Source organism: Paraburkholderia adhaesiva, from assembly GCF_021390575.1.
GTDB classification, from domain to species: domain Bacteria; phylum Pseudomonadota; class Gammaproteobacteria; order Burkholderiales; family Burkholderiaceae; genus Paraburkholderia; species Paraburkholderia adhaesiva.
In genome coordinates this window covers 1,513,409-1,535,383 of record NZ_JAJEJQ010000001.1, presented here as the reverse complement: position 1 = coordinate 1,535,383, position 21,975 = coordinate 1,513,409, and the positions used below count along the sequence as shown (strand labels likewise).

The following is a 21,975-nucleotide window of genomic DNA, read 5'->3' as shown; positions in this document are numbered from 1 at the left end:
AGCAAACCGGATCTGGCCACACCGAGGGATGGCATGACGGTTGCCGAACGAACTGACCGTTAGTTGCATATCTTCCCACCTGCGACGGCGGGCAGCGCCGAGGGCACACACGCAGAGATTCAATGTCCGCTTCCGGAATTGCCGACTGTCGTCTCGCGGGTCGGCAAGCGGCATCCATTCCCGGAAAATCAGCGAAGTCACGTCGAAAAAAAAGCGCCCTAAGGCGCTTCATCGGGTTTCGCCTCACACGAGATGCGGATATCCCTCAACCGCCAGCTCGAACCCCTTCGCCGTAGCCTGCAAACGCGCCGACGCCCCGACCGGCAGCGTCACCATATCGGGAATGTGCCCGAACGGCAGACCCGCAATAACCGGGATGCCCACCACCGAGCGCACTTGCTCGATCATCTGCGTCAGGTCGTAACCGTTGTCATAGTCGAACTGCTTGCCGCCGGAGAAGTCGCCCAGCACGAGCGCCTGCTGACGAGCAAGAACGCCTGAGAGGTGCAATTGGTAAAGCATCCGCTCGATGCGAAACGGCTGCTCGTTGATGTCTTCGACGAAGAGGATGCCCCCCTCCACCGGCGGCAGAAACGGCGTGCCGATCAGCGACGTCAGCACGGCGAGATTGCCGCCCCAGAGCGTGCCCGAGACGTCCGTGGTCTGGGTCTGCGGTACGTCCACCTTGAGCTTGAAACCAGGCTTCGAGAGCGCATTCCAGAAGTGATGCATCGTGAAGCTGCTCAAATCCTCGGCACCGAAGTCGCTCGCGAGCATCGGACCGCCGAACGTCGTGAGCCCCGCGCGCGCGAACAGCGCGAGCTGGATCGCCGTGAAGTCGCTATGACCGCAGAACGCGATCGGACGCCCGGCAAGCCGCCGCTGCAGACCCTCGTAGTCGAGTCCGTGCAGGATGCGGACAGCGCCGTAGCCACCGCGCACCGCGAGCACGATATCGGGCAAGGCGCGCGACGGGTCGGCGAGACGGTTGATTTCGGCGGCGCGTTGGCCGTCGGTGCCGGCAAAGCGCTGGTAGCGCCGCTCGGTCGCCTGGATACCCTCGACGCGATGGCCTTCAGCGTGCAGGCGCGCGATGCCGCGCTGAACCGCCTCCAGATCCTGCGGATAGCCCGACGGCGCAATCAGTTCGAAGGTGCGGTGCTTGGTCATGTGGTTCGGGATGGAATATCAGTCTCACTCTCGCCGCCGGATGTCGTCGACGCTATTTCGCCCGCCGCCGCCCGGCGTGCCTCGCGGCTGGCACGGCGGCGCTCCGCGAAGAACGAGCGCAGCGCGTCGCCGCATTCGGCATCGAGCACACCGCCCACCACGGTCGTGTGATGGTTCAGCTGCGTGTTGGCGAACGCATCGACGACGCTACCGCACGCTCCCGTTTTCGGGTCGTGTGCGCCGTACACGACACGCGCAATCCGCGCGTGCATGATGGCGCCGGAGCACATCAGGCACGGTTCGAGGGTCACATAGAGTTCGCAGCCGGGCAAGCGGTAGTTTCCCAACGTGTTCGCCGCCGCTCGCAGCGCCGCCATCTCGGCATGCGCCGAAGGATCGTGCGCACCGATCGGATGATTGAAACCCGTCGCGATGACCTCGTCGCCGCGTACCAGCACCGCGCCGACCGGCACCTCGCCCGCCGCACGCGCTTGTTCCGCGGCGTCGAGAGCGAGCCGCATGAAACGCTGGTCGCGCTCGCTCATGGGGTTGGGATCAGGCTGCGGCGCGACGGTTTGAGCATCCGGCTGCTGCGCGATGCCGGCATCCTTGAGGACGGGATCCTGCAGGCAATCGGCGGCACCGGACGGATCGACCGGTGTGTTGGCCGGCGCGTTCACTGTGCCACCACTGGGTGCACGCGCTGGTCGTCTGCGCGTTCGGCAAGCCGCTCGGCGATCCGCTGGCGATATTCGTGCGGCACCACCGTCGGGCCACCACGAAGCGATTCGAGCGCCATGTCGAGCGCGAGCACGCGAGCACGCAGGCGGCATTGCGCTGCCTTGTCGCCCACCCTGGCGATTTCCTCCTCGAGGTCGCGCAACGCGCGCAACTGCTCAACCGCCGGGGGCACGAATCCGGCATTTTTGAGGATGCGGTTCGCCACGCGGACTTCTTCGGGCACGAGCAGGTCGTCGTCGAGTTGCTGGGGCGATCCGGCACCCGGCAGATCGTCGAAATCCCCGCGCGCGGCTGCGGCGGCGATCCGTTGTTCGACGAGGGCATCAAGCAATTTCATCGGAAATTCATTACGTTGCGGCTCACGCATTCTATCAGGGCATGACCTCGACGACCGCGCGCCTCCTTCCCGGTTATCTCCCGGTTATCGTCGAATTCCGGTGACTCGACAGGCCATCAATCGAATGTCGCGTGAGTTCTGCAACTCCGGATTCGTCTGATTAGAGGCATTGCGCGTTTGGAGTAACGTGACCCTACCGCGTCTCCACGACATCCCGGGCTCCCGCCTGAATCCCCGTTCACTCGATCATGAAGCTTCAATTCTTCCCCGGCAGCCCCACATTACATAGCCGCGCAGCCACGCTCTTCGCGTATGCCAGCCGGCTTGGCGTATGTGCGCTCCTCGCTGCGGCGCTATCGGGCTGTGGGGTGTTTTGCAGCGCCGCGGGCGGAAGCGGCGGCGGGGTTGCCGGCGGATGCGGAGCTGGCGTGCGGTTCTGAGGCGCACCGGACCGCGTAGCGCTGGCGTAACCAGGAGCGTGCAGCTACCGCAAACGCGCGGCATGGCCGATCCACGATATATCGCGAATACCCGCCAGCGCCGACCGGCCGGACAAAGAGACGGATTGAAACGGGCGACATCGGAATGTCGCCCGCGCTATGAGCCGGGTACGGGCTCACATCGTCCGAAGCGGCTTCGGCACGCCGCGCCCGTGCACATAGGCCGACGCGGCGAGCAAAGCACAGGTTGTACTCTTAGTGCGCGAGCACCTTGGCGATCGCATCGACTACGATCCCAACGTTCTGCTCGTTGAGTCCCGCGACGCACATCCGGCCCGAACGCAGGATATAGACCCCGTGCTCCTCGCGCAGCCGCTCGACCTGATCCGCCGACAACCCGGTGTACGTGAACATGCCCCGCTGGCGGATATAGCGCGACAGCGCCTCGCCGCTCACGTGCTGGCGCAGGCCATCGTGAATCGCAACGCGCATGCGCGCAATCCGCTGACACATCGCCGCCAGCTCGCTCTCCCACGATTGCTTCAGATCCGGCGTGGTCAGCACGCGCGCGACGATCTTTGCACCATGCGTAGGCGGATTGCTGTAGTTGGAACGCACCGAGGCGGTCAGTTGCCCCAGCACGCGATCGGCGCTCGCCGCGTCTTCGCAGACCACGTGCAGGCCGCCGCAACGCTCGCCGTAGAGCGAGAAGTTCTTCGAGAACGAATTCGCAATCAACGCCGGGAGCCCGCGGCGCGCGATCTCGCGCACGGCGAACGCGTCATCGTCGAGGCCCGCTCCGAAGCCCTGGTACGCCATGTCGACGAACGGCAGCAGGTCGCGTTGCTGCATCACGTCGATCACCTGCTCCCACTGCGCGCGCTCGAGATCGACGCCCGTCGGGTTATGGCAGCACGCGTGCAGCAACACGATGCTTTTCGGCGGCAGCGCGGCAATGGCCGCGAGCATCGCCTCGAACTTCAGGCCGCCCGTCGCCTCGTCGTAGTACGGGTAGGTGTTCACCGTGAAGCCCGCGCGCTCGAAGATGAAGCGGTGGTTTTCCCACGTCGGGTCGCTCACCCAGACCTGGCTCGCCGGGAAATAGCGCTTGATGAAGTCCGCCCCGACCCGCAACGCCCCCGAGCCACCGAGCGTCTGCACCGTCGCGATACGCCCCGCCGCGCGCGACGGACACGATTCGCCAAACACGAGCGCCTGCACGGCGTCGCGGTACTGGGCAAAGCCCGCCATCGGCAGATAGGGTTTCGGACCCGGCTCTTCGAGAATCGCCGCTTCGGCGGTACGGACGGCTTGCATGACGGGCAGTCGGCCATCGTCGTCGAAGTAGATGCCGATGCTCAGATTGACCTTGTTCTGTCGCGGGTCCTTCTGGAAGTTCTCGTTGAGCGTGAGAATCGGGTCGCCGGGATAGGCGTCGATGTGTTCGAACATGGTGTTTGCGAAATAGGCTGTTCAGAAAAAAATACGGGCCGGATAGGGTCAGCGCGTCGGGACGCCGCCTTGCAGCGCACATACACGCGTTGTGCTGCAGGAAACAAGAGGCGGCGCCGGGTACGGCAAGCCAAACCGGAATCAGATAAGCGGAAATCCGCAGATCGGGCGTCCGATACATTACAACGAGAACGCCCGCGAGGAAAACCAGAACATCGCCGCAAGCAACGATATTGAACATATCCTCGCCGCCGCGCAAAAACACATTACCGCCGGCGAATTGCGTGAGGCCGTGCGTCTGCTGCAAAGCGTTCTGGCAAGCGTTCCCGATCGCGACGAAGCTCTGGATCTGTCCGGGGCGAACCCGACTCGCGGGGCCAGACATTCCCGCTTCCGCACGCGAGGAAAGCGGCACCGGCCCGCGACACATCTGGGCCGGGAACCTGTGGGCGCTGGCTTTTAGCCCTTTGTACCGAGGAACACGAACCCAGCAGTTCGCGAGGGATTAACACCCGCAGCGACCATCTGGTTGTTGGCGATGACCGCTTCAAAGCCAATCTTCGTACCGGCACCCAGTTGACACGAGGCGTCATTGAACGTCACGTTGCCATCGAACACGTTCTTTCCACTCGCGCGCGGCGCAACGGATCCATTGAATGTGCACGTCCCCGATGACCCAGTGAAGCTGTTATCGGCGGCGACCGTAATAGTGGTGACGGCGGCACCACCTGCTGCGGATCCGGTCCACGTTCCAACGCCTGCGCTCGGCGACGGGGACGAATCGTAAGAGGCGTTATATGTTCCGGTAAACGACACGGATTGACTGGGTTCGCTAACTTTTACAGCGATCAGTTGTTTGGTCGTAGCCGTACCCGCGACCGTAGCGCTTACTGCTGAGGACCCAACTACAAAGTCGATTGCAGAATTGTCAGTGATGGTATTTCCGCTGACTGTTAGTGTTCCCTCAACCATGCCGCCGACGGAACCGTTTGTTGAGTACACAGAAAAGTACTGCCCCGTCTCCAATACCAGAGCCGCAACGGCTCGGCCGTTGGTGTCGGTGCCTTGCCAGAACCCTTGCGGATCGGCGTTCACTACTGGCGCTGGTTGGTTTCCGCTGCTGCTGCCGCGGTAATGCCCCCGTTTTCCACGGTGGGCAGAAGTAGAAACTAAGCGGCCATGGCCAGCCGCTGCTTCGGGGTAAAACCGCCCAATGCCATATTCGGGCGCTCGTGATTGTAAATCCACATCCAGTCGGCCGCCGCTTCGCGAACCTGCTCCAGGTCTTCCCACAGATACTGCGACAACCATTCGTACCGAGCAGTCCGGTTGAACCGTTCGATATACGCATTCTGCTGCGGCTTGCCCGGCTCGATGTATTCCAACCGGATGCCTTGCTTCTGCGTCCACGTCACGATGGCCGCGCTCAGATATTCCGGGCCGTTGTCGCACCGGATGACCTTCGGCTTGCCTCGCCATTCCATATGCTGCTTCAGCGTGCGAATCACCCGCTCGGATGGCAACGAGAAATCCACCTCGATGCCCAGCGCCTCGCGGTTGAAATCATCAATCACGTTCAGCGTCCGGATACTGCGCCCGTCAACCAGCTGGTCATGCATGAAGTCCATCGACCACACTTCATTGATGGCCTCCGGTACCGATAGCGGCTGCGGCGTTTCCCGCACCAGCCGCTTTTTCGGCTTGATGCGCAGGTTCAGCTCCAGCTCGCGGTAAATCCGGTAAATGCGCTTATGGTTCCAGCCGAATCCCTTCACGTTACGCAGGTAGAAGTAGCACAGCAGAAAACCCCAGTTGCGATGGCAACCCGTGATACGCAGCAGCCAGTTGGCAATCTCTTCGTTCTCCGTGTTCAACTTCGCCTCGTACCGGTAGCACGACTCGCTGATGCCAAACGCCGCGCACGCCACACGAATTGACACGCGCCGCTGTTGCACAACCCGCTTTGCCATCTCGCGCCGACGAGATGGCTTCAGAACTTTTTTTGCAGTGCCTCCGAGGCAATCTCAGCCTTGAGCTTCTCCTCGATGTACATCTTGCGAAGCCGGGCATTCTCCGCCTCCAGTTCCTTCATGCGCGACATCATCGACGCGTCCATGCCGCCGTACTTCGAGCGCCATTTATAAAACGTCGCCGAACTGATGCCCAGCTCCCGGCACAGCTCCGGCACCGCCAGTCCGGCCTCCGCGCGCTTGAGCGCCTCCAGTATCTGGCTGTCCGTGAATCTCGACTTCTTCATCTGCAGAACTCCCTCTTAACGAGAAAATTCTACTTCTCCCGACGATGGATTTGCGGGGGCATTACCCCGCTACCGCCGCATGCTGTCAGCAGCACCGCCGCCGCTACACATACGACGATTCTCGTATTCGTTTCCATCATGGTTGCTCTCCCGGACCTGAAGTCAGATTTCCCGTCTCCGGTAAGCTGGCGGGATCATTCAAAGATGCGGGATTTACCTATCTTTGAACGACAAATGACACACCGCGTGCGTATGGGACTTGCGTACGGAATACATTGGTAGCGTCTCGTGACGTATTTGTTAAGTGGCAGGTTGTTCTGCTCACTTAAAGGAAATACTTTGCGTTCAACTTGCAGTTGCATACAGCTCTGCAATTAATCTATGTCACGTGACAGTAAAACGCGAGGATTCCAGCGTTTTGGAAAAGTTTGCAAATGAGAAAATAGCCGCGCGGAAAGCGGGAAGATCAGGACAGGGTCCGGTGCGAGCAAATAATAATTAGTGATACGAATTAACGTAACGGGACCGATGAACGTCTCTTGAGCTTCAGGAACGGTCATCGCCGTTGCAGCGAAGCGACCAGGACGCATTCGAAGGCGCCCGGCAAGCGATGGTATTGAAACTTTCGCGCAGCACGCCGGCTGCGCGCTACGGTGTGCGTCGACAAAGCGCGTTCACGTTTCTGCGCCCTGACGAAGCCGCGCCGGCCACACGGCCGGCGCGGATCGAATCAACTGCGGATTCGTGTTTTTTAAAAAGGAAAACACGAAAAACCAGACTTCCCGAACTGGCCGGGAAAACTTCAGATCACTCCCACTCGATCGTCGCAGGCGGCTTGCCAGAAATGTCGTACACGACACGATTGATGCCGCGCACTTCATTGATGATGCGATTCGACACGTGACCGAGCAGGTCATGCGGCAGATGTGCCCAGTGCGCCGTCATGAAGTCCTGCGTCTGCACGGCACGCAGTGCGACGACGTATTCATACGTGCGTCCATCGCCCATCACACCGACGCTCTTCACCGGCAGGAACACCGCGAACGCCTGGCTCGTGAGGTCGTACCACGACTTGCCGGTTTCCTTGTCGATGGTGTTGCGCAGCGTCTCGATGAAGATCGCGTCGGCGCGGCGCAGCAGATCGGCGAACTCGCGCTTCACTGCGCCGAGAATCCGCACGCCGAGGCCCGGGCCCGGGAACGGATGGCGATACACCATCGAATGCGGCAGGCCCAGCTTCACGCCGAGTTCGCGCACTTCGTCCTTGAACAGCTCGCGCAGCGGCTCGAGCAGTTTGAGGTTCAGCGTCTCCGGCAAACCGCCGACGTTGTGATGGCTCTTGATCGTGTGCGCGGCCTTCTTGCCCTTGCCCGCCGATTCGATCACGTCCGGATAGATCGTGCCCTGGGCGAGCCACTTCGCGTCGGTGAGCTTGCCCGCTTCGGCCTGGAACACCTCGACGAATTCCGCGCCGATGATCTTGCGCTTCGCTTCCGGATCGGTCACGCCCGCGAGCTTCGACATGAACGCTTCGCTCGCATCGACGTGGATCACCTTCACGCCCAGGTTGTCGGCGAACATCGACATGACCTGTTCGGCTTCGTTCAGGCGCAGGAGGCCATGATCGACGAACACGCAGGTCAGCTGGTCGCCGATCGCGCGATGCAGCAGCGCCGCTGCCACCGACGAATCCACGCCGCCCGAGAGGCCCAGAATGACGTGCTCGTTGCCGACCTGCTTGCGGATCGTCTCGACGGCTTCGTCGATGTAGTGGCCCATTTCCCAGTCGGCCTTCGCGCCGCAGATGTCGAGCACGAAGCGTTCGATCATCGCGCGACCCTTCGCGGTGTGCGTGACTTCCGGGTGCCATTGCACGCCGTAGAAGTGGCGCGACTCGTCGGCCATTGCAGCGATCGGGCACGACTCGGTCGAAGCCATCAGCTTGAAGCCTTCGGGCATGGCGGTGACCTTGTCGCCGTGGCTCATCCAGACCTTGAGCATGCCGTGGCCTTCCGGCGTCTGGAAGTCCTCGATACCTTCCAGCAGGCTCGTGTGGTTGCGCGCCCGCACTTCGGCGTAGCCGAATTCGCGTACGTGGCCGATATCGACCTTGCCACCCAGTTGCTCGGCCATCATCTGCATGCCGTAGCAGATGCCGAACACCGGCACGCCGAGATCGAATACGGCTTGCGGCGCGCGCGGCGTGTCGGACGTCGTCACCGAGTTCGGGCCGCCCGAGAGGATGATGCCCTTGGGCGCGAACTCGCGAATGAACGCCTCATCGACGTCATACGGGTGGACTTCCGAGAGGACGTGCGCCTCGCGAACGCGTCGTGCAATGAGCTGGGTGACTTGCGAACCGAAGTCGAGAATCAGGATTTTGTCGTGCATGGCAGGACGAGACCTAAGAAAAGAACGGATACGGAAAGCCGCGCGCGCTGCGCGCAGCGTGAATTCGGGAAGCGTGTGTCGCGTTGCGTTGCTGTGTTGTGTCGTACGTCGCAATCTGGGCGCGAGGCGACAAGGCCTGTGGCGGGGGTCGGGCGTTGCCGTTCAGCCATGCAGCGGAGGCCTCGGCGCGTTGGCGGTTTCGTCGCGGGCGCTCAGGCGGGCTTCATCGGCGCTCGTCGTTCGCGGTGTCGCCACCGGTACTGGCGCTTCCGGCTGCGGCGGCGATGTCGGCGTATCCGCGGCAGTGCTCGTCGTTGTCGCTGGCGACGTAGCGCCCGCGAAAAGCGGAACCGAACGCGTTACTACGGGCTCGCTGCGCGACTCGTTCTGCGTGGCAAGCGGCGCATCGCGCCGTATCGGCTTCGCTCCGGCCGCCTGCGCCTTCTCGCGCCGCCGGACCGCTCCCGCGAGCCGTACACCACCGAAGCCGATCACGATCAGCCATGCGCCGATACCGCCAGCAGTCAACTGACCGAAACCCGTGAGCTGCGGGTTGTGGAACCCGATCAGCCACACGAGCATGAGCACACCGCAGATCCAGTTGATATGCCCGGCCACACGGCCAACGGGCACCGTCATCGCACCGTCGAACGCGGCTCGTACCGCGAGCCACGCCAGGCCCATCAGCACCACGCCGAGCACCAGCCCGACAAGCACCGGCTGCGGCTGCACCAGTTGCAGCGCGTCGAACAGCGAGGCCCACGGAGTCAGCAGGAACAGCACTCCGAAGCCCAGCAGCATCAACGCATCGACAATCAGTACAACGCGCAGCAAGGCCTTCATCGGCGATTAGTCCACGTGGTAGTTGGGAGCTTCCTTCGTGATCTGCACGTCGTGAACGTGCGACTCGCGCATGCCCGCCGACGTGATCTCGACGAAGGCAGCCTTCTCGTGCAGTTCGTCGATCGTGCTGCAGCCGCAGTAGCCCATCGAGGCACGCACGCCACCGATCAACTGGAACAGGATTGCGTTGACCGAGCCCTTGTACGCGACGCGGCCTTCGATGCCCTCGGGCACGAGTTTGTCGATATTCGCGGAATTGTCCTGGAAGTAACGGTCCGCAGCACCGTCCTTCATTGCGCCCACCGAACCCATGCCGCGATACGACTTGTACTGGCGGCCCTGGTACAGGAACACGTCGCCCGGCGACTCTTCCGTGCCCGCGAACATGCTGCCCATCATCACGGCGTTCGCGCCGGCAGCGAGTGCCTTGGAAACGTCGCCCGAGTAACGCACGCCGCCATCGGCGACGCACGGAACGCCCGTGCCACGAAGCGCGTCCGAAACGTTCGCGATCGCGCTGATCTGCGGCACGCCCACGCCCGCGACAATGCGCGTCGTGCAGATCGAGCCCGGGCCGATACCGACCTTGACGCCGTCCGCACCGTACTCGACGAGCGCGCGCGCAGCGTCAGCCGTCGCAATGTTGCCGCCGATCACTTCAACGTGCGGGAAGTTCTTCTTGACCCAGCGGACGCGCTCGAGCACGCCTTTGCTGTGGCCGTGCGCCGTATCGACGACGATCACGTCCACGCCCGCCTGCACGAGCAACTCGACGCGCTCTTCATTGTCCGGACCGACGCCGACTGCCGCGCCCGCGCGCAGCTTGCCGTGCTCGTCCTTGCAGGCGGCCGGGTGTTCGGTTTGCTTGGTGATGTCCTTCACGGTCATCAGGCCGCGCAGTTCGAACGCATCGTTGACGACCAGCACGCGCTCGAGCCGGTGGCTGTGCATGAGCGCCTTGGCTTCGTAGAGCGGCGTGCCTTCCTTGACGGTGACGAGGCGCTCACGCGGCGTCATGATCGAGCGCACGGGCTCGTCGAGGCGCGTTTCGAAGCGCAGGTCGCGGTTCGTGACGATACCGATCAGTTGCGCACCCTCGACCACCGGGAAGCCGGAGATGCCATGCTGCTGCGACAGGGCGATCACGTCGCGCACCTTCATTTGCGGCGGGATCGTGATCGGATCGCGCAGGACACCCGACTCGAAACGCTTCACCTTCGCGACCTCGCGCGCCTGCTCCGCGGGCGTGAGGTTCTTGTGGATGATGCCTACGCCACCCTGCTGCGCCATCGCGATTGCGAGACGGCCTTCGGTGACCGTATCCATCGCGGCCGAGACGAGCGGAATATTCAGGGAGATATTGCGGGTCAGCCGGGTCTTGAGGCTGGTGTCGCGCGGCAGAACGTCGGAGAACGCGGGAACGAGGAGCACGTCATCGAACGTGAGTGCTTTCTGGATCAGACGCATGGCAAATCCTATAGGCGCAAAAGCAGATTATACGGGATAGCGCCCTGGAAATCATCAGTATCAACAGTAGCTTAGCGGTGATTTTGGGAAATTTCCTGGCGCTGGGGAAACCGTACGTGCGGCGCCGGTGATGCAGCCCTTTGCCAATCCCAATACGGGACTCAGACGTGAATTCGCTGCAGAATTGAACAAGACGCGCGCCCGCGCACCCTTTAAGCTCAGAGCCAGTCTGATTTGTCCGGAGTTTTCGAAGATGCAGCGTGGTGTGTTGTACGGCGTGCTCGCCGGGGCGTTGTGGGGGACCGTGTTCGTCGTGCCCCGCCAGCTGCAGGATTTTTCGCCGCTGCTCCTGAGCGCGGGCCGCTACGTCATGTACGGCCTCGTTTCACTGGCGGCCCTCGTGCCGATGCTGCGCCGCGTCTGGCCCCGCCTCACGCGCCAGGACTTCGTCATGCTCATCAAGCTGGCGCTGATGGGCAACCTGCTTTATTACCTTTTTCTCGCGACCGCCATCCACCTGGTCGGCATCGCGCCCGCGTCGCTGATCGTCGGCGTGCTGCCCGTCACGGTGACTCTGCTTGGACGGAGCGATCACGGCGCCGTGCCGCTATCGCGCCTCGTCTGGCCGCTAGCGATGATTGCGGCCGGCATCGTTTGCATCAACGTCGATGTGTTCACGGCAGGTGCCAGTCACGGCGATCATGCAAGCACGCTCACGAAGATCGCGGGCCTCGGCTGCGCGGTTGGCGCGCTCGTCTGCTGGACCTGGTTCGCCGTCGAAAACGCCCGTTACCTGCATCGCAACGCCCATTTCACCGGCAACGAGTGGTCCGTGCTGTGGGGCGTGGTGACGGGTGCACTCGGCGGCCTGCTCTGGCTCGCCATTCTCGCGATGCCGCCCGGTACGGTGCAGGAGAGCGTCACGGCGTCACGCTGGACGGTGTTCTGGCAACTGAACCTCGTGCTCGCGATCGGCGCGTCGTGGCTCGGCAATGGCCTCTGGAACGCCGCCGCCAAGCGTCTGCCGCTCACGCTGTCGGGGCAGATGATCGTCTTCGAGACGCTGTTCGCCCTGCTCTACGGCTTCGTCTACGACCACCGCCTGCCGCGCGGACTCGAAATCGCGGCGATCGTGCTGCTCGTGGTGGGCGTGAGCTGGTCGGTGCGCCAGCATTCGGGCGGTCCGGAAGACACCGCGCATGGCGACGGAATCGTGCCGGCAGCCGAAGTGCCCAGCGTCGGCGGCATGGGTGACGAGGGTAGCAGCGAGCGGCGCGGGAACGCGGCATGACGACCTGAGGCCGTGGCGCCGCGCGCATGCGCAAGAAGACGACCCCGCCATGGCAAACGGGCCGGAATGGCGTCTACGCCGCTCCGGCCCGTTGTCTTTGCGCGCTCAGTTTGCGCGTTCAGCGCGTCAGCGCGAATCCTTGTGAAGCCACTTGCGCCCTTCCACGGAACCCGCCTTGCGGGTTTTGTCGACGCGGCGCTGACGTGCGGCTTTCGGATCGACGATCAACTGACGGTAAATCTCCACACGATCGTGATCCGCCAGCACGGTGTCGAGCGGCTTGACCTTGCCGTAGATCCCCACCTTGAGCTTCGCGAGATCGATTTCCGGATGACGACCAAGGATGCCGCTCATGTCGATGGCCTGCTGCACAGTCGCGCCCGGTGCAAGCTCAACCGTAATGAGCGTCTGCGCATCGGGCAGCGCATAACAGACGTCGATCGACAACTTCCCGCTCATGGCTTGCCGTAGCGCTGATCGGCGCGCTTCACGAAAGAGTCGACGAAGGTGTTCGCGATGTGGTGAAACACCGGCCCGATGATCTTTTCCAGAATGACATTTGCAAACTCGTAGTGCAGCGCAAACTCGATCTTGCAGGCGTCTGCACGCAGCGGCGTGAAGCGCCAGAAGCCGGTGAACTTGCGAAACGGCCCGTCCGCGAATTCCATGTCGATGCGCTCCGGGCGCTTCTGCGTATTGCGCGTGGCGAAATGTTGCTTGATACCCTTGAAGTTGATGTGGATCTTCGCTTCCATGCCGCTCTCGTCCTGACGGCGGATCTCGACGCCACCGCACCATGGCAGGAAATTGGGGTAGTCGGCCACATCGGTGACGAGGTCGAACATTCGCTCCGCCGAATGGCGAATCAGCACGGTTTTCTGGACATCTGCCATATATTGCGCGACGCGTCGCAAGGGTGAAGAAGGCGTCGCGGGCTTTCAAAAGCCCGCTTTGCTAAAATTGGGATTTTAAACGAGTTGGGCCGTTCCCATTTCCCCATGAGCATCATCGACAACAGAAAAGCGTTCTTCGATTACTCCATCGAGGAGCGCCACGAAGCAGGACTCGTGCTCGAAGGGTGGGAGGTGAAAGCGCTGCGCGCCGGGCGCGGCCAGATCAAGGAAGGCTACGTCGTCATCAAGGACGGCGAGCTATTCCTGATCGGCACGCATATCAGCCCGCTGCCCGAGGCGTCCACGCACATCAACCCCGACCCGGTCCGCACGCGCAAGCTGCTCCTGCACCGTGACCAGATCGACAAGCTGATCGGCAAAGTCGAGCAACGCGGCTACACGCTCGTTCCGCTGAACTTCCACTACAAGGGCGGCCGCGTGAAGTGCGAAATCGGCCTCGCGAAGGGCAAGAAGCAGCACGACAAACGCGAGGCCGAGAAGAAGCGCGACTGGGAGCGCGAAAAGGCGCGCCTGATGCGCTCGCCGACCTGATCGTCGACATCACCCGGAAAAGCAGACGGGCCGCTTTCGCGGCCCGTTTTTCGTTCACTCAAACTGATGCCAGTCAGGCTGCTCAGGCGCCCTTCACCTTCTGCTCGCCGATACCTGCGCGATTCACAATCGTGAGCGCCGAAGCGATCATCGAGCTCAGATCGCCCATGTCGCCCGGCACGATCAGCGTGTTGCCCTGCTTCGCGAGATTGGAGAACGCGTTGACGTACTGTTCGGCCACCTTGAGGTTGACCGCGTCCATGCCGCCGTGCTCCTGGATCGACGCGCCAATCTTCTGGATCGCCTGAGCGTTTGCCTCGGCCACGGCGAGAATCGCAGCCGCCTGACCCTGCGCCTGATTGATCGCGGCCTGCTTCTCGCCCTCCGACTTCTGGATCGCCGCCTCACGCGCGCCCGACGCGAGGTTGATCTGCTCCTGCTTGCGACCTTCCGACGCAGCAATCAGCGCGCGCTTTTCGCGCTCGGCGGTGATCTGCGCCTGCATCGCGTGAAGGATTTCCTTCGGGGGCGTGAGATCCTTGATTTCGTAGCGAAGCACCTTGACGCCCCAGTTGGACGCAGCCTCGTCCAGCGCCGACACGATGCTGTGATTGATGAAGTCGCGCTCCTCGAACGTCTTGTCGAGTTCGAGCTTGCCGATCACCGAACGCAGCGTGGTCTGCGAGAGCTGCGTGATCGCGAAAACGAAGTTGCTCGATCCGTACGACGCCTTCATCGGATCGGTCACCTGGAAGTACAGCACGCCGTCCACCTGCAACTGCGTGTTGTCGCGCGTGATACAGACCTGGCTCGGCACGTCGAGCGGGATTTCCTTGAGCACATGCTTGTACGCCACACGATCGACGAACGGCAGCACGATCGAGAGTCCCGGCGTGAGCGTCGCGTGATAGCGGCCAAGCCGCTCGAGGACCCAGGCGTGCTGCTGCGGCACGATCTTGATGGTCTGGGCGATCAGCACGATGACGATCACAAGCAGAATCAGGCCGACGACTGGAATTTGCATTGATGGACTCCCTTTCTTCGAAGTGGTCGATGCGATGCACGATGCAACAAACGTGCGGTGACGCGGCTCAGGCGTGCCTTGCCCGGCCGGGCGCCTCGTCTTGCCGCGCTGCGACGATCAGGCAGCTGCCGCGCACGGCCTTGATTTCATAGAGACGCGCATCTTCGGGCTCGCCCGGCGCGAGTTCGACATCCCATTCAGCGCCGCGATACATCGCGCGCGCACGGCGGTCATGCCAGCCGGCGACGGTCAACGATTCGCCGATGTCGAGATTGACGCCCGGATCGCGCGACACATCGGTCACGCGCCGGCGGCGCGTGAAACGGGAGCGCCGCAGCACGATCACGGCGATCAGCGCGACGACGGCGGCAATGCCGAGTTGCAGATCGAGCGGCGCGCCGAGCAGATACGCGAGCACACCCGCGAGGAAGCCGAGCGCGATCATCAGCAGGTAGAACGTGCCCGTCATCAACTCGGCGATGATCAGCACGCCCGCGCCGACCCACCAGAACAAACCATGTGGCCCCACGTCAGTCTCCCAAAGTAAAACACCCCGGCTTGACCGGGGTGTTATAGCACGAAGCTGGCACTTTTTTTGGTACGGCAGGAGACCCTCGGGACGTTACCTCAAGTCTCTCGCCGGACGCGGCGCACTACGCTTACTTCGCTTGCGACTTGGCGAGCGCCTGCCACGTATCGATGATCGTGTCCGGGTTCAGCGACATCGACGCGATACCTTCCTCGGCGAGCCACTGGGCGAAATCCGGGTGATCGGACGGGCCCTGGCCGCAGATGCCGACGTACTTGTTCAGGCGCAGGCACGTTTCGATCGCGCGCTTGAGCATGAACTTGACGGCCGGATCGCGCTCGTCGAAGTCGAGGGCGAGCAGTTCCATACCGGAGTCGCGGTCGAGACCCAGCGTGAGCTGCGTAAGGTCGTTCGAGCCGATCGAGAAGCCGTCGAAGTACTGCAGGAACTCTTCGGCGAGGATCGCGTTCGACGGCACTTCGCACATCATGATGAGACGCAGGCCGTTTTCGCCGCGCTTCAGACCGTACTTCGCGAGCAGGCCGATCACGCGCTCCGCCTGCTTGAGCGTGCGAACGAACGGCACCATGATCTCGACGTTCGTGAGGCCCATCTCTTCACGCACGCGCTTGAGCGCGCGGCATTCCATCTCGAACGCCTCGGCGAAGTCTTCGGCGATGTAGCGTGACGCGCCACGGAAACCGAGCATCGGGTTCTCTTCGTCCGGCTCGTAGCGCGAACCGCCGATGAGCTTCTTGTACTCGTTCGACTTGAAGTCCGAGAGACGCACGATCACGGGCTTCGGATAGAACGCCGCGCCAATCGTGGCGATGCCTTCGGTCAGCTTGTCGATGTAGAACGCACGCGGCGACGCATGACCGCGCGCGACGCTTTCCACGGCCTTCTTCAGATCGGCATCGACGTTCGGGTACTCGAGGATCGCCTTCGGGTGGACGCCGATGTTGTTGTTGATGATGAACTCGAGACGCGCGAGGCCCACACCGGCGTTCGGCAGCTGCGAGAAGTCGAACGCGAGCTGTGGATTACCGACGTTCATCATGATCTTCACGGGAATCGCCGGAAGCTCGCCGCGCTGCACTTCGCTGACTTCGGTCTCGAGCAGGCCGTCGTAAATGCGGCCTTCGTCGCCTTCCGCGCACGACACGGTCACGAGCGCGCCGTCCTTCAGCACGTCGGTTGCGTCGCCGCAGCCCACGACAGCCGGCACGCCCAGCTCACGCGCGATGATCGCCGCGTGGCAGGTACGGCCGCCGCGGTTCGTGACGATTGCCGAAGCGCGCTTCATCACCGGCTCCCAGTTCGGGTCGGTCATGTCCGCGACCAGCACGTCGCCCGGCTGCACGCGCTCCATTTCGGACGGATCGTGAATCACCTTCACGCGGCCCGCGCCGATCTTCTGGCCGATCGCACGGCCCGTTGCCAGAACCTGCGACTGGCCCTTCAGCTTGAAGCGCTGCTCGGCCTTGCCGTGCGCCTGGCTCTTCACCGTCTCCGGACGCGCCTGGAGAATGAAGATCTTGCCGTCGCGGCCATCCTTGCCCCACTCGATGTCCATCGGACGCTGGTAGTGCTTCTCGATGATGACGGCGTACTTCGCCAGCTCGATCACGTCTTCGTCGGTGATCGAGAAGCGGTTGCGCATTTCGTGCGAGTTGTCGACGGTCTTCACGCGGCCCGGCTCGCCCGGCTGCGTGAATTCCATCTTGATGAGCTTCGAGCCGATCGAGCGGCGGATGATCGGAGCCTTGCCCTGTGCGAGCGTGGTCTTGAAGACGTAGAACTCGTCCGGATTCACAGCGCCCTGCACGACGGTCTCACCGAGACCGTAGCTCGACGTGATGAACACGGCGTCCTTGAAACCCGATTCCGTATCGAGCGTGAACATCACGCCCGCGGCACCGACGTCCGAGCGGACCATGCGCTGCACGCCCGCGGAGAGCGCGACTTCGGCGTGGGTGAATCCCTTGTGGACGCGATAAGAAATGGCGCGGTCGTTGTAGAGCGACGCGAACACGTGCTTGAGGCGATCGAGCACATCCTCGATGCCCACCACGTTGAGGTAGCTTTCCTGCTGACCGGCGAACGAGGCGTCGGGCAGGTCTTCCGCCGTTGCCGACGAACGCACGGCAAACGACAGTTCAGCTGGCGAACCGTTCTGGAGCGTCTCGAAACCCGCGCGGATATCCGCTTCGAGCTGCGGCTGTAGCGGCGCGTCGATGATCCATTGACGGATCTCCTTGCCCGCTTCTGCCAGCGCCTTGACATCGTCGACGTCGAGCGTAGCCAGACGCGCGGCGATCCGTTCGGTCAGGTTGTTGTGCTTCAGAAAGTCGCGGAAGGCGAGCGCCGTCGTCGCGAAACCCGTAGGCACACGCACGCCGGCTTCAGCCAATTGGCTGATCATTTCGCCGAGCGAGGCGTTCTTGCCGCCCACGACCTCGACATCGGTCATCCGCAACTGCTCGAAAGGCACTACATACGCCTGATCCTTGGCAACGGTGTTAGTCATACAAGCCCCTAAGTGTGAAAAAAATTCACGATTGCGCAAGTGGGCTCGAACGCGAAACGCTCATTGGAAGCGGATCCGCGTCTTGCGCAACCTGTTGGAGAAGCAATCGCTTTGCGTGTCGAAACTGGGGCTCGACAAAAGGAAAAGCAGGACGATGCGCGCGATTAGACGAAGTTAGACGAAATCGCTGCAAATTGACACCAGAATGAGCCATGAAAGGCTGCGGGTTGGCGCGATTGTGCTGCAATTGCTTATCCAACAGGTTGCCGCTATTCTACCGTGCCGACTCCGGAAAATGTGTCCGTCGTCAAGAACAGCGCCTCGGCATGCCGCGCGAGGCGCCGCCTGGGGCTCCGGCCCGCCTGTTTCGCGTTTCCTGAAACGCCCCTACCCAGCTTCAATCGATGCCGCCCACCGTATTCATCGTCTCCGACGGTACCGGGATCACTGCCGAGACCTTCGCGCATTCGATCCTTTCGCAGTTCGACCAGAAATTCCGTCTCGTCCGCCTGCCTTTCGTCGATTCGTCCGACAAGGCTTACGCTACCGCCGAAAAGATCAACGAAGCTGCCGTTCACGAGGGCCGCCGGCCGATCGTCTTCACGACGCTCGTGGACAGCAACTCGAACGAGATCGTCAAGCGCGCGAACGCGCTCGTGCTCGACATGTTCCAGACGTTCGTCGAGCCGCTGGAGCAGGAACTGGAGCTGAAGTCGTCCCACGCAATGGGCCGCGGCCACCAGAACGCCGACACCGACGAATACAAGAACCGCATCGAGGCGATCAACTTCTCGCTCGCGCATGACGACGGGCAGTCGAACCGCAATCTCACGGACGCCGATGTAATCCTCGTGGGCGTGTCCCGCAGCGGCAAGACGCCGACCAGCCTCTATCTGGCGATGCAATACGGCGTGAAGGCGGCGAACTATCCGCTGATTCCGGACGACTTCGAACGCGGCAAGCTGCCGACCGCTCTGCTGTCGCATCGCGACAAGATTTTCGGGCTCTCGATCGATCCGCAGCGTCTTGCGGAGATCCGTAACCAGCGGCGTCCGGGCAGCAAATACGCGGCACTCGAAAACTGCCGCTACGAGGTGAACGAAGCCGAGGCGATGATGCGGCGTGAAGGGATCAAGTGGCTCTCGTCGACACACAAGTCGATCGAGGAAATCGCGACGACGGTCCTGCAGGAAATCCGGATCGACAAGCCGTCTTACTGATTACGGATGTATCGCGGCAGGCGGGCGGCGTTTGCGTGACCCGCGGCCGCTGCGCTTTCAGCGCGCGCGTCGGCGCTGGCGGCATTGCTCGAACAGGCACACCGCCGCCGCCGCCGCCACATTCAACGACTCCATGCCGCCCGGTTGCGGAATCGTCACGCGATGCGTGGCCGCATCGCGCCATACCTGCGACACGCCAGCCCCTTCGTTGCCAAACACCCACGCGACCTCGCGCGTCAGGTCGCATTCGTCGATCGCCTGAGCGCCATGTGAATCGGTGATCACGACGGGCACGGCGAGCATCCCGGTCAGCGTCTCGCTTTCGACGTTCTCAAACACTTCCAGCAGGAAATGCGCGCCCATCGCGGAACGCAGCACCTTCGACGACCAGACATACGCCGTGCCGGGCGTGCAGAACACCTTGTCGATGCCCGCCGCTGCCGCGCTGCGCAGGATCGAGCCGACGTTGCCCGCATCCTGCACACCATCGAGCACCACGCAGGTCGACTGCACACGGTGCGGCAGCGCCGCCTCGGGCGTATCGACCAGCAGCAGCATCCCCACACCGTGCACGACGCTCGAAAGCTGGCCGAACAACGCATCGGGCAACGTCACGACGCGCCGTTCGTCGACGCGTGCAACGATCGCCCGCGCTTCTTCGTGCGCAAGCGCGCCATCGGTGACGATGCAGTACTCGGGCTGGTTGCCGCCGTCGAGCCAGGCGCTCGCCAGATGGAAGCCCTCAAGCAGAGCCTGACCGCTCTTGCGCTGTTGATGCGTCGAGCCGGCCAGCGCCTTCAGGCGTTTGTAGAGCGGATTGTCGCGTGAGGTAATGGCTTTCACGGGCGGGCCTGACTTGAAAAGGAATGCGGGGAAAAACATCGCGCCGCACGAAGCGGCGCTCGGAGCACGGGAAGCGCGAGATCAGACGGGCGAAAAAGCCCCGCCTTCGCGATTGTTCGGGCCGCTAAGTGCCGGTGCGCGCGGTGCCATGCAGAGCATAAGCTTCGCGCACTGGCGCGAACGAGCGGCGATGATGCTCACAGGGACCGTGCTCGCGCAGAGCGGCGAGATGCTGTGCGGTACCATAGCCAGCGTGTGCGTCGAAGCCATAAACCGGGTACGTCTCGTGCAGTTTCTGCAGCATGCGGTCTCGCGTGACCTTCGCAATGATGGACGCTGCCGAGATACTCGGCACCAGCGCGTCACCGCCAATCACCGCTTCGCAGCGCACAGACACCACCGGGCAGCGGTTGCCGTCGATCTTCGCGAGCGTCGGCGTCACGCTCAGGCCCTCGACCGCGCGCCGCATCGCGAGCATCGTCGCCTGCAGGATGTTGAGCGTGTCGATTTCCTCGACCGTGGCCGAAGCCACGCACCACGCAAGCGAGCGCTCGACGATAAGATCGTAGAGGGCGTCGCGGGCCTTAGCCGTTAGTGCCTTCGAGTCGTCCAGCCCCGCGATAGGCCGAGCCGGGTCGAGAATGACCGCCGCTGCCACCACGGGCCCGGCGAGCGGACCGCGCCCAGCCTCATCGACGCCGCAGACGATGTCATCGGGCGACTCGAACAGCAGCCCGGCCTGCTCCGCGCGTGCCTGCCGCGTCGCGCGCTTTGCCGCCGCCTTCGACGCCGGCGCGCGTGCGCGTTTGCTCGCGACGTCCGTCATGCCCGCCCCCTGCGGCTTTCCAGAACACGCGCCACGACCTCCGCGGCACGCTGCGACGTGTTCTGGCGCAGCGCGAGATGCATCTGCGTGAAGACTTCCGTCAGCGTGCGCCGGTTCGATTCGTCGTGCAACTGCGTGAGCGTGGCGTCGGCCAACGCCTCTGGCGTCGCGAAGTGCTGCAGGATCTCGGGGACGACAAAGCGCCCCGCCAGAATGTTCGGCAGCCCCACATAGGGCAGATAGCCCTGGCGACGCATGATCTGCCCAGTGAGCCAGGGAACCTTGTACGAGATCACCATCGGCTTCTTCAGGAGCGCCGCTTCGAGCGTCACCGTGCCGCTTTTCACGAGGATCGCGTCGGCAGCGGTCATCGCGAGTTGCGACTGGCCGTCGATGATCGTCAACGCGAGACCTTCGCGCGCGCTCGCCAGCTCCTGCAACTGCGCATGGATAGCCGGCGTCGCCGCAGGCATCACGAAGCGCAGGCCCGGCTCGCGCTGCTGCATGATGGCAATCGCGTCGAAGAACGTCGGGCCGATCAGGTTGATCTCGGAGCGCCGGCTGCCCGGCAACACGGCGATCACCGGTCCGCCCTCGGGCAGGCCAAGCGCGCGGCGCGCGCCCGGCACGTCCGGTTCCAGCGGGATTTCGTCCGCGAGCGGATGGCCCACGTAGGACGCCGCGACACCCGCCTTTTCGAGGATCTCCGTCTCGAACGGGAACACACAGAGCATGTGATCCACCGACTTCTGGATCTTCTTGATGCGCCCGCCACGCCACGCCCAGATCGACGGACAAACGAAGTGGATGGTGGGAATGCCCGCCGCCCGCAACGCATGCTCGAGACCGAAGTTGAAATCGGGCGCATCGACGCCGATGAACACATCGGGCGGATCCGCGAGCAGCTGATTTTTCAGCTCGCCGCGAATGCGCAGGATTTCCGGAATGTGCTTGAGCGCCTCGACGTAGCCGCGCACGGTCAGCTTATCCATCGGCCAGTGCGCATCGAAACCCGTGGCCGTCATGCGCGGGCCACCGATTCCATAGTACTGCGTAGTATCGGGCAAACGGCCTGCGAGACCGTTGAGCAGCGAAGCCGCAAGCAGGTCGCCGGACGGTTCGCCGGCGACCATCGCGAGACGCATCGGACGGGTTTGCAGGACCATCGG

Annotated in this window: 21 protein-coding genes; 4 read left to right on the top strand and 17 right to left on the bottom strand. The window is 63.0% G+C overall.

The features are described 5' to 3' along the window. Positions 1-243 precede the first annotated feature (243 nt). From ldcA to L0U80_RS06865, 4 genes are all read right to left on the bottom strand, one after another. Positions 244-1,170, bottom strand: coding sequence for a muramoyltetrapeptide carboxypeptidase (ldcA, locus tag L0U80_RS06880; protein WP_233863216.1), 927 nt, complete (start codon positions 1,168-1,170; stop codon positions 244-246). Further along, positions 1,167-1,715, bottom strand: coding sequence for a tRNA adenosine(34) deaminase TadA (tadA, locus tag L0U80_RS06875; protein ID WP_373322187.1), 549 nt, complete (start codon positions 1,713-1,715; stop codon positions 1,167-1,169). Before tadA ends, ldcA begins: the two co-directional genes overlap by 4 nt. 131 nt (positions 1,716-1,846) lie before the next feature. After that, the gene (locus L0U80_RS06870) at positions 1,847-2,248 is read right to left on the bottom strand and encodes a DnaJ family domain-containing protein (protein ID WP_233863215.1); all 402 of its coding nucleotides are present in this window, start codon (positions 2,246-2,248) and stop codon (positions 1,847-1,849) included. A gap of 695 nt (positions 2,249-2,943) precedes the next feature. Beyond that, on the bottom strand, positions 2,944-4,140 hold the full coding sequence (locus tag L0U80_RS06865; protein WP_233863214.1) for an amino acid aminotransferase: 1,197 nt from the start codon (positions 4,138-4,140) through the stop codon (positions 2,944-2,946). A 91-nt stretch (positions 4,141-4,231) separates the two neighbouring features. Between L0U80_RS06865 and L0U80_RS06860 the strand changes: the two genes are divergently transcribed. Further along, complete coding sequence (locus L0U80_RS06860; RefSeq protein ID WP_233863213.1) at positions 4,232-4,603, top strand: hypothetical protein; 372 nt, start codon at positions 4,232-4,234, stop codon at positions 4,601-4,603. Here the strand turns inward: L0U80_RS06860 and L0U80_RS06855 are convergent. The 5 genes from L0U80_RS06855 to guaB all read right to left on the bottom strand — a co-directional run bounded on the left by L0U80_RS06855 (position 4,600) and on the right by guaB (position 11,098). Beyond that, a complete protein-coding gene (locus L0U80_RS06855; RefSeq protein ID WP_233863212.1) occupies positions 4,600-5,235 on the bottom strand; it encodes a hypothetical protein in 636 nt (211 codons plus the stop codon). The two genes, L0U80_RS06860 and L0U80_RS06855, sit on opposite strands and share 4 nt — an antisense overlap. Positions 5,236-5,309: 74 nt before the next feature. Then, positions 5,310-6,397, bottom strand: a protein-coding gene (locus L0U80_RS06850) for an IS3 family transposase (protein ID WP_233862864.1) whose coding sequence is annotated in 2 segments (ribosomal slippage) — positions 5,310-6,148 and positions 6,148-6,397 — 1,089 coding nt in all. Because the reading frame shifts where the segments join, the coding sequence is not laid out codon by codon here. A gap of 807 nt (positions 6,398-7,204) precedes the next feature. Next, positions 7,205-8,788 carry a glutamine-hydrolyzing GMP synthase gene (gene guaA, locus L0U80_RS06845; protein ID WP_233863211.1) on the bottom strand — a complete coding sequence of 528 codons (1,584 nt, stop codon included), beginning with the start codon at positions 8,786-8,788 and terminating at the stop codon, positions 7,205-7,207. 162 nt (positions 8,789-8,950) lie between these two features. Continuing rightward, a complete protein-coding gene (locus L0U80_RS06840; protein WP_233863210.1) occupies positions 8,951-9,631 on the bottom strand; it encodes a hypothetical protein in 681 nt (226 codons plus the stop codon). A gap of 6 nt (positions 9,632-9,637) precedes the next feature. Beyond that, on the bottom strand, positions 9,638-11,098 hold the full coding sequence (gene guaB, locus L0U80_RS06835; protein WP_233863209.1) for an IMP dehydrogenase: 1,461 nt from the start codon (positions 11,096-11,098) through the stop codon (positions 9,638-9,640). Between the two features lie 253 nt (positions 11,099-11,351). On the opposite strand from guaB, the gene L0U80_RS06830 reads away from it, so the two are divergent. Beyond that, complete coding sequence (locus tag L0U80_RS06830; RefSeq protein ID WP_233863208.1) at positions 11,352-12,389, top strand: DMT family transporter; 1,038 nt, start codon at positions 11,352-11,354, stop codon at positions 12,387-12,389. 126 nt (positions 12,390-12,515) lie between these two features. Here the strand turns inward: L0U80_RS06830 and L0U80_RS06825 are convergent, their stop codons facing one another. Continuing rightward, positions 12,516-12,848 carry an RnfH family protein gene (locus tag L0U80_RS06825; protein ID WP_233863207.1) on the bottom strand — a complete coding sequence of 111 codons (333 nt, stop codon included), beginning with the start codon at positions 12,846-12,848 and terminating at the stop codon, positions 12,516-12,518. Then, positions 12,845-13,282 (bottom strand): type II toxin-antitoxin system RatA family toxin, encoded by a 438-nt coding sequence (locus L0U80_RS06820; RefSeq protein ID WP_124150416.1) that lies wholly within the window; start codon positions 13,280-13,282, stop codon positions 12,845-12,847. The genes L0U80_RS06825 and L0U80_RS06820 overlap by 4 nt, the downstream gene beginning before the upstream one ends. Positions 13,283-13,387: 105 nt before the next feature. Between L0U80_RS06820 and smpB the strand changes: the two genes are divergently transcribed. After that, positions 13,388-13,834, top strand: coding sequence for an SsrA-binding protein SmpB (gene smpB, locus L0U80_RS06815; RefSeq protein WP_233863206.1), 447 nt, complete (start codon positions 13,388-13,390; stop codon positions 13,832-13,834). Positions 13,835-13,916: 82 nt separating this feature from the next. Here the strand turns inward: smpB and L0U80_RS06810 are convergent, their stop codons facing one another. The 3 genes from L0U80_RS06810 to ppsA form a co-directional block, all read right to left on the bottom strand. Next, a complete protein-coding gene (locus L0U80_RS06810) occupies positions 13,917-14,858 on the bottom strand; it encodes an SPFH domain-containing protein (RefSeq protein WP_233863205.1) in 942 nt (313 codons plus the stop codon). 67 nt (positions 14,859-14,925) lie between these two features. Further along, positions 14,926-15,387, bottom strand: a complete 462-nt coding sequence (locus L0U80_RS06805; RefSeq protein ID WP_233863204.1) for an NfeD family protein — start codon at positions 15,385-15,387, stop codon at positions 14,926-14,928. A gap of 130 nt (positions 15,388-15,517) precedes the next feature. Continuing rightward, positions 15,518-17,917, bottom strand: coding sequence for a phosphoenolpyruvate synthase (gene ppsA / locus L0U80_RS06800; protein ID WP_233863203.1), 2,400 nt, complete (start codon positions 17,915-17,917; stop codon positions 15,518-15,520). Between the two features lie 404 nt (positions 17,918-18,321). Between ppsA and ppsR the strand changes: the two genes are divergently transcribed. Further along, on the top strand, positions 18,322-19,137 hold the full coding sequence (gene ppsR, locus L0U80_RS06795; protein WP_233863202.1) for a posphoenolpyruvate synthetase regulatory kinase/phosphorylase PpsR: 816 nt from the start codon (positions 18,322-18,324) through the stop codon (positions 19,135-19,137). A 57-nt stretch (positions 19,138-19,194) separates the two neighbouring features. Here ppsR and L0U80_RS06790 read toward each other — a convergent pair whose 3' ends face one another. From L0U80_RS06790 to lpxB, 3 genes are all read right to left on the bottom strand, one after another. After that, the gene (locus L0U80_RS06790; protein ID WP_233863201.1) at positions 19,195-19,980 is read right to left on the bottom strand and encodes a TrmH family RNA methyltransferase; all 786 of its coding nucleotides are present in this window, start codon (positions 19,978-19,980) and stop codon (positions 19,195-19,197) included. A 124-nt stretch (positions 19,981-20,104) separates the two neighbouring features. Next, positions 20,105-20,806 carry a ribonuclease HII gene (gene rnhB, locus L0U80_RS06785; protein ID WP_233863200.1) on the bottom strand — a complete coding sequence of 234 codons (702 nt, stop codon included), beginning with the start codon at positions 20,804-20,806 and terminating at the stop codon, positions 20,105-20,107. Beyond that, on the bottom strand, positions 20,803-21,972 hold the full coding sequence (lpxB, locus tag L0U80_RS06780; protein WP_233863199.1) for a lipid-A-disaccharide synthase: 1,170 nt from the start codon (positions 21,970-21,972) through the stop codon (positions 20,803-20,805). The genes rnhB and lpxB overlap by 4 nt, the downstream gene beginning before the upstream one ends. Positions 21,973-21,975 lie beyond the last annotated feature (3 nt).